Source organism: Morganella morganii, from assembly GCF_019242955.1.
GTDB lineage: Bacteria > Pseudomonadota > Gammaproteobacteria > Enterobacterales > Enterobacteriaceae > Morganella > Morganella sibonii.
On sequence record NZ_CP066129.1, the window covers coordinates 3,332,395 to 3,344,474 of the forward strand.

Consider the following 12,080-nt stretch of genomic DNA (forward strand, 5'->3'; position numbering starts at 1 on the left):
AAATCCCTTATTCCGCTGCACTGCGCTGCTGGTTTACATCACTCAGGCGATCCTGCAGCCAGGCGACCCACTCATTCATTCCTTCACCGGTAGTGGCAGACAGTACAATCACATCAATATCCGGATTCACACGGCGTGCCGCATCCACACAGGCTTCAATATTGACATTCACATACGGCAGCAGGTCGATTTTATTAATCAGCATAAGATCAGCGGCTGCAAACATATGCGGATATTTCAGTGGCTTATCTTCACCTTCTGTTACGGACAGGATCGCCACTTTATGCTGTTCTCCCAGGTCAAAACCGGCAGGGCAGACCAAGTTACCGACATTCTCAATAAATAACAGGCTGTTATCTTTCAGTCCGAGATGATGCATCGCATCATGCACCATCTGAGCATCCAGGTGGCACCCTTTGCCGGTATTAACCTGAATCGCCGGCACGCCGGTTGCACGGATCCGCTCAGCATCATTGGTGGTTTGCTGATCGCCCTCAATCACAGCACAAGGCACTTTATCTTTCAGATAATTGAGTGTGCGGGTCAGTAATGTGGTTTTGCCGGAGCCGGGACTGGACACCAGGTTCAGCGCCAGAATGCCCTGCTTCTGTAAATGTTCACGGTTATGAACAGCGATCTGGTTGTTTTTATCCAGCACCCCCATTTCAATCTGCACCATGCGTTTCTGGGTCAGGCCCGGTGCGTGAGTACCCGCTTCCCCCATCCCGTAATGCATATTGTCTTTATCCACCACCGGCGCAAAGGCAGCCGCTTGTTCATGACCGTGGTCATGCGAATGCTCATGATCATGTGAATGATGATGGTCGTAAGCATGTCCGTGCTCATGAGAATGGCTGTGATCGTGACCGTGGTCATGGCTGTGTTCATGTCCGTGGCTGTGCTCATGGCTGTGTCCGTGAGCATGCTCTTCACCGGCTTCACGGCCGTCATAATAGTAGTGGTTTACATCGCCGTTATGATGGTAGTGGTGGTGATGAATAATGACGGGGCGGGAAGAGTTATCATGCTCGTGATGGTGGTGATCATGATGTTGGTGATCATGATGTTGGTGATCATGATGTTGGTGATCATGGTGCTGGTGATCATGGAGGTCGTGGCTGTGACCTTCAATCTGCACGTTTCCTTCGCTGCAACCGCATGTGCTGCACATAATCCTGACTCCTGCTCGATTTATTGGCTCCGGCGCGGCATTGTGGTCAGACTCGTGACAGGTGCAAAGCATCTGATCACATGGTGTCGGGCAGTCAACATAAATAAAATATTACACATAAAAGCCGGTAAACCATTACCGGCTTTTATATGTCCGTTATTAATTATATTTGTAGCAAATCGGCGGAGTGCCTGCTTTGACTTTGCGCAGGTCAGATGGATTTTCCCTGCGCAAATAGTGATGTGTTTACGCTGAACTCAGTGAACAAATACGACGTAAACAGCCGCGGCCACAATAAAGCGGTAGATAGCAAACGGAATAAAGGAGATACGCTTAATCAGTGACAGGAACGTTTTCATGGCAATCAGCGCCACAATAAACGCCGACAGGAAACCGACCGCAAACATCGGGATATCTGAGCTGCCCAGGAAATGCCAGCTCTTGTACAGATCCAGTGCTGTCGCACCCATCATCATCGGTACCGCCAGAATAAAGGAAAATTCTGATGCGGTATAACGGTTGATCCCCATCAGCATACCGCCGGAGATGGTGGCACCCGAGCGGGAGAATCCCGGCCACAGTGCCAGACACTGGAAACAACCGATGGCAAATGCCTGACGGTAACTGATGTCATCAAGCCCGGTAGCCTGTGCTTTCTTCGGTTTAAAGACTTCCGCCACAATCAGCAGGATACCGCCCGCTACCAGCGCGTACATCACATTCACCGGATTAAACAGTGATTTTATCTGATCACGCAGCAATAACCCGAGTACCACCGCCGGCAGCATCGCAATAATAATATGGAGTAACGTCAGTTTTCCCTGAGTCTGCCCTTCATGGGGAACATTGCCGAAATGAATACCGATAAGCGCAAACATCCGACGCCAGAACAGGAATACCACGGCGAGGATGGAACCAAGCTGGATAACCACTTCAAACGTTTTTGCTTTATCGCCCGTAAACCCGAGAAGCTCGGCAACAATAATCATATGACCGGTTGATGACACCGGTAAAAATTCAGTTAATCCTTCAACAACCCCGAGAATCAAAGCATGCAGTAAACTTGTGATATCGCCCATATAACGCCCTGTATGGCAGATAAAATAAGGCACTCCCGGAGGCGGGAATGCAGGATACGAACAGCATATGACGCAAGTGTGACAACTTTATGACACCCCTGCCGCTTTTATGACAGTTCCGCTGACGGCATTATGACAACATCAGCCCGCACTTCGTTCAATTATGACACCGACTTCTTCCGCCTGCGCCACCGCTCCCGGCTTGGCCACGCGAATACGCACCCACGGGGTTCCGAATTGTGTCAGCAATAATGACGCCACTTCTTCCGCCACACGTTCAACCAGTGCGAACTGTCTTGTCTGCACATAATCCAGAACCGCCGTGCTGACCCCGGCATAATCGAGACAATGTTCCACATCATCACTCTCTGATGCGCGTTTGTTATCCCAGTGCATTTCGATATCGAGCACTAATTTCTGCGTAATACCCTTTTCCCAGTCGTAAGCACCAATCGTTGTGAAAACAACAAGTTTCTTAATAAAAACAACATCCATCCGCAATTACCCCGTTTTTTTATGCTCATCGGATATCACTTCCCATGAAATATGCGTATTATCCATGGAGGCTGATAACTATAATTTACCGTCTGTCAGGAGGGAAGGCATGAGTGGAATCGCGCTTGGTATGATCATCTTCGCTTATCTGCTGGGATCTGTTTCCAGTGCGATCCTGATCTGCCGTCTTGCGGGACTGCCGGATCCGCGTCACCACGGCTCCGGAAACCCGGGTGCCACCAATGTGTTGCGGATCGGCGGCAAACTGGCGGCTGCCGGTGTCCTTATCTGCGACGTTCTCAAGGGTATGCTGCCGGTCTGGCTCGCTTACCTCCTGCAAATACCGTATTTTTACCTCGGTATTATCGCCATTGCAGCCTGTTTAGGCCATATTTATCCGGTATTTTTCCACTTTAAAGGCGGAAAAGGCGTGGCAACCGCATTCGGGTCGATTGCCGCCATCGGCTGGGATCTGACCGGGCTGGTCGCCGGGACCTGGCTGCTGACCGTGCTGCTGAGCGGTTACTCATCATTGGGTGCGATTGTCAGCGCCCTGGTGGCACCGTTTTATGTCTGGTGGTTCAAACCGGAGTTTACCTTCCCGGTCGCCATGCTCTCCTGCCTGGTGCTTATCCGCCATCATGACAACATTCAGCGGCTGTGGCGCGGACAGGAAAGCCGTATCTGGCAGAAGCTGAAGAAAAAGCAGGCCAAAACGGATAAAGAGATAATCCAGGAAGCAAAAGAGCAGGAAAAAGAGGATTAAAAAAGGCGCATCAGCGCCTTTTTTTGTGTCCGGAAATTATTTATCCGGCGGGGGTAACTCAGCCAGCGGCCAGCGCGGGCGGACAGTCACGCCTAATTCACTGCGCATCCCGCCTTTAAAGCGGATCATCCCGGCCAGCGCAATCATCGCGCCGTTATCCGTGCACAGCTCAGGACGGGCATAGAACGCTTCTCCGCCCAGTTTTTGCAGTGTCTGCGCCATGCGTTCGCGCAATGTGCGGTTTGCACTTACCCCGCCTGCCATTACCAGCCGTTTGAAACCGGTCTGCTCCAGCGCACGTTTGCATTTGATCACCAGTGTATCCACGACAGCATCTTCAAAAGCGCGGGCAATATCCGCTTTGGTCTGGTCTGAATCATCGTTCTGGCGAATCGTGTTGGCAGCGAACGTTTTCAGCCCGGAGAAGCTGAAATCCAGCCCCGGGCGATCCGTCATCGGACGCGGGAACGTAAAACGCCCCGGCGTGCCCTGAGCCGCCATGCGTGACAGTGCAGGCCCGCCCGGATAATCCAGCCCCAGTAATTTAGCTGTTTTATCAAAAGCTTCCCCGGCTGCATCATCGATAGACTCACCCAGCAGCGTATATTCACCGATACCGGTTACGCTGATTAACTGCGTGTGGCCGCCGGAGACCAGCAGCGCGACAAACGGAAACTCCGGCTGATGTTCTTCCAGCATCGGTGCCAGCAGATGGCCTTCCATATGGTGAACCGGTACTGCCGGGACACCCCATGAAAACGCCAGTGCCCGACCGACTGTTGCCCCGACCATCAGCGCCCCGACCAGCCCCGGTCCTGCGGTATAGGCCACCGCATCAATATCCTGTGCCGTCAGACCGGCCTCTTTCAGTGCGGCCTGAATCAGCGGCACCGTTTTCCGGATATGGTCACGGGATGCCAGTTCCGGCACCACGCCGCCGTAATCCGCGTGGACTTTAATCTGACTGTATAACTGATTAGCCAGCAAACCGGCCTCATCATCATAAATTGCGATTCCGGTTTCATCGCAGGACGTTTCAATGCCTAACACTCGCATGGGACTTAACTCGCTGGAACAAAAACTGACGGGACTGGCGGCGGACAGCAGGAAGCACATCCGTCTCCGCAAAGAGATCAGTGTATCACCATAATGGCGTGCTGACAGGTATTAAGGTGAAATACGGGACTTTTTTGCCGTCTTTTTATTCACCGGAAACCGCTTATTCACAGGATGCACACAGTTATCCACACACTTTTCCCCTGCGCGGCGGATTTATCTTGCTGACAAATCGCCGCGTATCCGCTATAATCTCCACCCTCTGTAAAACCCCTGTCGGGTGTGCGGATCCGGTCCCGGCGGTAACACCGGACCAAATCCGGGGTATTTCTCTGTCTGATTATCCACAGCACTTTACAACGTGGGTCACATTGAAGTAAAATTCCGCACCATTTTAAAGACAACTGGCATAACGCCAGTACAGACCTATTTATTGAGGTGAGAGGCACATGCCGGTAATTAAAGTACGTGAAAACGAGCCATTTGACGTTGCACTGCGTCGTTTCAAACGCTCCTGCGAAAAAGCAGGCGTATTAGCTGAAGTACGTCGTCGTGAGTTTTATGAAAAACCAACGACTGTACGTAAACGCGCTAAAGCATCTGCTGTTAAGCGTCATGCTAAGAAACTGGCTCGCGAAAACGCACGTCGTACTCGTCTGTACTAATCGCTGCGGCCGCGCCGCAACTTAGTCAGACCGCAGTAGTTGCAGTTAATGGCCGTGTTTCCGGAAGGAAGCGCGGCTTATTATCGTTATCAGACAGGCGAAAAAGGGGTTATGGCCGGGCGCATTCCACGCACATTTATCAACGACTTATTAGCGAGAACCGATATCATCGATCTTATCGATGTCAGGGTGCCGCTGAAAAAACACGGTAAAAATCACCAGGCGTGTTGTCCTTTCCACAACGAAAAAACTCCCTCTTTTACAGTCAGCAGCGATAAACAGTTTTACCACTGCTTCGGCTGTGGTGCCCACGGCAATGCTATTGATTTTTTAATTAATTATGACCGGCTCGAGTTTGTCGAGGCGATCGAAGAATTAGCAGCAATGCACGGGCTGGATGTTCCTTATGAAACCGGAAGCGGCAGCAGCCAGATAGAAAAACATCAGCGCCAGAATCTTTATCAGCTGATGGAAAAACTGGACAGCTTTTACCGCCATGCATTACAGGCGGATAACGCCGTGCACGCCCGTGAATACCTGAACCGCAGGGGTCTGAGTCAGGACATTATCAGCCGGTTTGCTATCGGCTATGCCCCCGCAGGATGGGACAACGTCCTCAAACGCTTTGCCCGCAGCGAGGATGATCGTCAGCAGTTACTGGATGCCGGCATGTTAGTGGTCAATGATAACGGCCGCTGCTATGACCGCTTCCGTGAACGCGTGATGTTTCCTATCCGTGACCGGCGCGGACGGGTAATTGCTTTCGGCGGACGTGTCCTTGACGATGCGATGCCGAAATACCTGAACTCACCGGAAACCGATATTTTTCATAAGGGTCGTCAGTTATTCGGACTGTATGAAGCACAGCAGAAAAACCGCGAATTGTCCCGCATCCTTGTGGTCGAGGGCTATATGGATGTGGTTGCCCTGGCACAGTTCGGTATTGATTATGCGGTGGCCTCGCTCGGGACATCGACAACGGCAGAGCACATACAGTTGCTCTATCGGACATCTGATACCATAATTTGTTGTTATGACGGAGACCGCGCCGGACGCGAAGCCGCCTGGCGGGCACTCGAAACTGCCCTTCCCCATCTCAATGACGGGCGGCAGCTTCGTTTTATGTTTTTACCGGACGGCGATGACCCGGATTCACTGGTACGCCGCGAAGGCCGTGAAGCCTTTGAGCAGCGGCAGAATGAGGCACACAGTCTGTCTCAGTTTCTGTTCGATACCCTGCTGCGTCAGGTGGATATGAGTACCCCGGAGGGGCGCAGCAAACTGAATGCCCTGGCAATGCCGCTGATAAGCCGCGTTCCGGGTGAAGCACAGCAGGCGTTTTTATTGCAGGAACTGGGTAATTTACTCGGGTTACCGGATATCGCGCAGCTCAAACAGGCCATCCGCCAGAGTGAAAGCAGTCCCGGTTATCAGGCACCGAAACTGAAACCGACCACCATGCGGATACTGATAGCGCTGCTGGTACAGAATCCGCAGTTTGCACAATTAGTGCCGCCGCTGGAATCTATTGATACCAGCCGTATTGCCGGTTTTGCATTATTTAGGGAGCTGATTGATACCTGTTTATCACACCCGGGGCTGACCACCGGTCAGTTACTGGAACACTACCGTGATAATAAATTAGCGCCACAGCTTGAAAAACTGGCCGGATGGAACGATATAGAGATAGATGAGATCGCAGAAAAAACCTTCAAAGATGCCTTAAATCATCTGGTGGTATCTGCTCTCAATGAGAGATTTAACTTCCTGATCGCCAAAGAGCGGACAGAAGGTCTGACCCCTGAAGAGCGCAATGAAGTGAGTCTTCTCGTGCGGGTCCGGCAATAAGTATTATTATTAAACTATGATGAATATAACGGCTTAAGTGCCGCAGACAGCAGGAACAGCCCTGCATGCCATGTCACCAAGGTTCATGGCCGAAGAAAAGAAATCCTTGATTGTTATTGTTGCTGGCTAAGTTGTTTTGCCGACCAACACAAACCTAAATACTCAGAAGTGTGGATACCGTCTTATGGAGCAAAACCCGCAGTCACAGCTGAAACTTCTTGTCACCCGTGGTAAGGAGCAAGGCTATCTGACCTATGCTGAAGTCAATGACCATCTGCCTGAAGATATCGTCGATTCTGATCAGATCGAAGATATTATCCAGATGATCAATGACATGGGCATTCAGGTAATGGAAGAAGCACCTGATGCTGATGATCTGATGCTGGCAGAGAATTCAACAGACACCGATGATGATGCAGCCGAAGCTGCAGCACAAGTCCTCTCAAGTGTAGAATCGGAAATTGGCCGGACCACTGACCCTGTGCGCATGTATATGCGTGAGATGGGGACGGTAGAACTGTTGACCCGCGAAGGCGAAATTGACATTGCCAAGCGCATCGAAGATGGCATCAATCAGGTTCAGTGTTCCGTTGCTGAATATCCTGAGGCAATCACGTATTTACTCGATCAGTACGACCGCGTTGAAGCGGGCGAAGTCCGTCTTTCTGACCTGATTACCGGCTTCGTTGACCCGAACGCGGAAGAAGATCTGGCACCAACCGCAACCAACATCGGTTCTGAGCTGCCGGCTGAAGAATTAAATAAAGATGACGACGACGAAGACGAAGAAGAAGAGGATGACAGTGACAGCGATGACGATAACAGCATCGATCCTGAACTGGCTCGTCAGAAATTCGAAGCGCTGCGTGTGCAGCATGAAAAAGCGCGTCAGCAGATTAAAATTCACGGCCGCGACCACCCGAGCACCAATGCGGAAATTCAGCAGCTCTCTGAAGTTTTCAAAGAGTTCCGTTTAGTTCCGAAGCAGTTTGACCACCTGGTCAACAACATGCGTGAAATGATGGATCGTGTCCGTCAGCAGGAACGCTATATCATGAAACTCTGCGTTGAGCAGAGCAAAATGCCGAAGAAAAACTTCATCACCCTGTTCACCGGCAATGAAACCAGTGATTCCTGGTTTACTGCTGCTGTCGCGATGAACAAACCGTGGTCTGAAAAACTGCAGGATATGGCGGAAGAAATTGAACGCAGCCTGCAACGTTTGCGCCAGATCGAAGAAGAAACCGGCCTGACCATTGAACAGGTCAAAGATATTAACCGCCGCATGTCTATCGGTGAAGCGAAAGCCCGCCGTGCGAAAAAAGAGATGGTTGAGGCGAACTTACGTCTGGTTATCTCTATCGCGAAAAAATACACCAACCGTGGCCTGCAGTTCCTGGATCTGATTCAGGAAGGTAACATCGGTCTGATGAAAGCGGTTGATAAATTTGAATACCGTCGTGGTTATAAGTTCTCAACCTATGCCACCTGGTGGATTCGCCAGGCCATTACCCGCTCTATCGCGGACCAGGCGCGTACTATCCGTATCCCGGTGCATATGATTGAGACTATCAACAAACTCAACCGTATCTCCCGTCAGATGCTTCAGGAGATGGGCCGTGAGCCGTCACCGGAAGAACTGGCAGAGCGGATGCTGATGCCGGAAGATAAGATCCGCAAAGTGCTGAAAATCGCCAAAGAGCCAATCTCAATGGAAACACCGATTGGTGATGATGAAGATTCGCACTTAGGGGATTTCATCGAGGACACCACCCTCGAGCTGCCGCTGGATTCAGCGACTTCAGAGAGCCTGCGTTCCGCGACTCATGAAGTGCTGGCCGGGCTGACCCCGCGTGAAGCGAAAGTGCTGCGTATGCGTTTCGGTATTGATATGAATACTGACCACACGCTGGAAGAAGTGGGCAAACAGTTTGACGTTACCCGCGAACGTATCCGTCAGATCGAAGCGAAGGCACTGCGCAAACTGCGCCACCCGAGCCGTTCTGAAGTGTTACGCAGCTTCCTGGACGAATAATCCGCTTCAGGATCAGAGCATTATCAGGCGCCGTTTAACGGCGCCTTTTTTTATGCCCCATCACCGGCTGACAACCAGCCATTGATTTACGCAATTGCTGTTCACTAATCATTTTCTGCAGGCAATATTCCGCTCATAAAACAGTCAGATAGACAAGAAACGCTAGACCCCGCCAAAAACAGGCAGTATAATCTTACCCACTTCGGCCCCTTAGCTCAGTTGGTTAGAGCACGCGACTCATAATCGCTTGGTCACTGGTTCAAGTCCAGTAGGGGCCACCAAATTTTTACTGATTTATCAGTGTATTAAGCCACTCTTTACAGGGTGGCTTTTTTACATCCGGTGGTCAGTGCCCCAAAAGTGTCCCTCCAGATTTTTTGACTTGTGTGCCAATATCAGGTAGATAACATAAAGTAACCTATAACGGAGGAAAGCAAATGGAATTAGTAAAATGTAAGAATGTGGCACTACTAAAAAATTGGTAAGCGTATGATAATTTTAATTATAGCTGCTGCTATTGAGAATAAACTTTATACTGAAATTCCCAAAAAATGCAGGTACTTATTTACTGAGAGTTACTCTGCATTCAGAGTAGCAGTCTGCCGGGAAAAAATAGAATTTCCCGCTGGACAACTATCTCACGCTTTACGCCATACATTCGCCAGTCACTTTATGATGAATGGTGGAAATATACTTGTACTCCAAAGAATCTTAGACCATAGCAACATTAAAATAACCATACGCTATGCCCATTTCTCACCAGATCATTTAGGTGATACATTAAAATTCAATCTATTAAACAATAAGGATTTAATATAATGAGCAAACCAATTGAGGTAGCAATACAGAGCATTCTTTTCTCAGGTGGGCAAACTGTAACATTCAACAAAAATGATAAAGTAATAATTGTTGGACCAAATAACAGCGGAAAGTCTCAAACCTTAAGAGAGATTATAGAATTAGTCTCAGTTAATACTATTAATAGTGGTGACGTCATAAAGGAGTTAAATATAACAAAGACTGGCAGTTTTGAAAATTTTATTAAATTTCTCAATGACAATGCAAAAATTGATAAAGATAGTTACTATTCATTAGGTAAAATGAAAGCACACCAATCTTGGTTGCATTCCTGGAACGACCAGCAAAAACTAACACATATCCATATGCTCTTTTTTAATAACATCACTGCAAATGACAGACTTAATATATGTAATCAAGTTGAACATATTAACTCTGAAACAGATCCAAAAAAGCCGCAACACGCCCTTTATGATGATCCTAAACTTTTAGATAAAATAAGTTCTTTTTTTAGAAAAGCATTTGGTAAAGATCTTATTTTAAATTATAGAGGTGGTCGATTCATTCCCATACATATTGGTAAAAAACCTAACTTTGACGGTTTTGTTGATAGCGTTAGCAAAGAGTACGTCGATAAAGTACTGGAGAGTCCGTTGCTTGAAAAACAAGGGGATGGGGTAAAAAGTTACGCCGGTATACTTTTTGAGTCTATAGCTCAAGAGTTTGATGTAACATTAATTGATGAGCCGGAAGCTTTTTTACATCCTCCGCAGATGAAACTACTAGGGGAAACCTTATCCTCCGAAGTTCAGGGTCAGCTATTCGTAGCTACTCATAGCAGTGACATTTTAAGAGGCTTCCTTGAGGGAACGAAAGGAAACATACGAATTTTAAGAATCCAAAGAGAAGACAATATTAATATCATTCATGAAGCTGAATCGGATGCAGTTAAAGAATTATGGAATAAGCCGGTATTACGATTTTCAAATGCATTAGATGGTATATTCCACGAGCAAGTTATCATCTGTGAAGATGATAGTGACTGCAGACTTTATAACTATACAGCCGAATGGATTAAAAATGAAAAACGTGAAAACTGGCTAGACACATCTTATATTCCGAGCGGAGGAAAATCCGCAATCCATGGAATAGCTTCCGTTCTTAGAAAAATAGGCGTTCCGACAAAAGCAGTTTTCGACATAGACTTCCTTTCTGATAAAAAACTAATTGAAGATACTGTCAATGCTTTTGGAGGGAACTCAAGTGATATTTTGAAAACTTGGCTTAGAGTCGACTCTTTTGTTCGTAAAGGAATTAAACCTAATACTAATGAACAAATAAAAGAAAAAATAATTGAAATAATCAAAGAGTCAGAGAAGGATAAGTTAAAAAAAAGTGACATACAGGATGCAATGAAAGCTGGGCAATCGTGGGCAATTTTAAAACAAACAGGAATTGTTGGACTACCTAGCGGTGATGCATCTATAGAATTTGATAAGCTCATTAACATGCTGGAGGCTATAGGTATTTACATCGTTCCAGTGGGAGAGATAGAACGTTTTAATCGAAAAATTCCCGGGCACGGACCTAAGTTTGTCACCAAAGTGCTGACCGAACACTCATTAGATGAGAAAGAGTTTTCAGAATTGAAAATATTTGTCGAGAAAGTGCACAAAGGGAATCACTCTGTTATCCAGCCCTTCTATCAGACTGAGCGTGGCAATAAAGTGGCAGCAGAAATAGCGAATGATAGGTGACCTGTAAGCATCACGCTGATGTAATCTTACATAAATAACAGAGCCTGTAATTTAAATTGTGTAATTGCCTGTTTTTGATATGTTCACTCCAACAACGGAAACAGGCAAATTATGGACGAAAAGAAACTTAAAGCCCTCGCTGCTGAACTTGCCAAAGGCCTGAAAACGGAAGATAACTTCAACCCTCCGTGTCAGAATAGTTGTCACCCTCTCTGAAAAATCAATCTGAGGGCGCGGAGTGATACATGAAGCATATTTCACCTGAACGACAAGCTGCCGGGATGTTCCGGATATTTAATATCGCGGAAATACAACAGATATTATTTTATATCCGGTGGTCAGCGTCCCCCGTTTGTTATTTAAATAACGTTCCTCATACCAAAAAAACAGATTCCCCCGCATATCCGCCT

9 protein-coding genes, 1 tRNA gene and 1 pseudogene are annotated in these 12,080 nt (G+C 47.9%); 7 read left to right on the forward strand and 4 right to left on the reverse strand.

The genetic code is table 11. The annotated features are described in order from the left end of the window. Positions 1 to 7: 7 nt before the first annotated feature. From hypB to folB, 3 genes are all read right to left on the reverse strand, one after another. On the reverse strand, positions 8 to 1,171 hold the full coding sequence (gene hypB, locus JC793_RS15755; RefSeq protein WP_218426615.1) for a hydrogenase nickel incorporation protein HypB: 1,164 nt from the start codon (positions 1,169 to 1,171) through the stop codon (positions 8 to 10). Between the two features lie 257 nt (positions 1,172 to 1,428). After that, the gene (gene bacA / locus JC793_RS15760) at positions 1,429 to 2,250 is read right to left on the reverse strand and encodes an undecaprenyl-diphosphate phosphatase (protein WP_046893127.1); all 822 of its coding nucleotides are present in this window, start codon (positions 2,248 to 2,250) and stop codon (positions 1,429 to 1,431) included. Between the two features lie 141 nt (positions 2,251 to 2,391). Further along, on the reverse strand, positions 2,392 to 2,745 hold the full coding sequence (gene folB, locus JC793_RS15765) for a bifunctional dihydroneopterin aldolase/7,8-dihydroneopterin epimerase (RefSeq protein WP_218426617.1): 354 nt from the start codon (positions 2,743 to 2,745) through the stop codon (positions 2,392 to 2,394). 109 nt (positions 2,746 to 2,854) lie between these two features. On the opposite strand from folB, the gene plsY reads away from it, so the two are divergent. Continuing rightward, a complete protein-coding gene (plsY, locus tag JC793_RS15770; RefSeq protein ID WP_046893125.1) occupies positions 2,855 to 3,511 on the forward strand; it encodes a glycerol-3-phosphate 1-O-acyltransferase PlsY in 657 nt (218 codons plus the stop codon). Positions 3,512 to 3,547: 36 nt separating this feature from the next. Here plsY and tsaD read toward each other — a convergent pair whose 3' ends face one another. Continuing rightward, positions 3,548 to 4,567, reverse strand: coding sequence for a tRNA (adenosine(37)-N6)-threonylcarbamoyltransferase complex transferase subunit TsaD (tsaD, locus tag JC793_RS15775; RefSeq protein ID WP_218426618.1), 1,020 nt, complete (start codon positions 4,565 to 4,567; stop codon positions 3,548 to 3,550). A gap of 449 nt (positions 4,568 to 5,016) precedes the next feature. Between tsaD and rpsU the strand changes: the two genes are divergently transcribed. The 6 genes and pseudogenes from rpsU (at position 5,017) to JC793_RS15805 (ending at position 11,670) form a co-directional block, all read left to right on the forward strand. Continuing rightward, a complete protein-coding gene (gene rpsU, locus JC793_RS15780) occupies positions 5,017 to 5,232 on the forward strand; it encodes a 30S ribosomal protein S21 (protein WP_004240446.1) in 216 nt (71 codons plus the stop codon). A gap of 111 nt (positions 5,233 to 5,343) precedes the next feature. Then, positions 5,344 to 7,080: a DNA primase gene (gene dnaG / locus JC793_RS15785; RefSeq protein WP_218426620.1), complete on the forward strand. Its 1,737-nt coding sequence runs from the start codon at positions 5,344 to 5,346 to the stop codon at positions 7,078 to 7,080. Positions 7,081 to 7,264: 184 nt separating this feature from the next. Next, entirely contained in the window at positions 7,265 to 9,115 is a 1,851-nt protein-coding gene (gene rpoD, locus JC793_RS15790; protein WP_166708500.1) for an RNA polymerase sigma factor RpoD, read from the forward strand. Positions 9,116 to 9,319: 204 nt separating this feature from the next. After that, a tRNA-Ile gene (locus tag JC793_RS15795) sits at positions 9,320 to 9,396 on the forward strand. A 235-nt stretch (positions 9,397 to 9,631) separates the two neighbouring features. Then, positions 9,632 to 9,934, forward strand: a pseudogene (locus tag JC793_RS15800) (tyrosine-type recombinase/integrase); the annotation flags it as partial. After that, complete coding sequence (locus JC793_RS15805) at positions 9,934 to 11,670, forward strand: ATP-dependent nuclease (RefSeq protein WP_218426624.1); 1,737 nt, start codon at positions 9,934 to 9,936, stop codon at positions 11,668 to 11,670. The pseudogene JC793_RS15800 and the gene JC793_RS15805, both read left to right, overlap by 1 nt. The last annotated feature ends 410 nt before the right edge of the window (positions 11,671 to 12,080 follow it).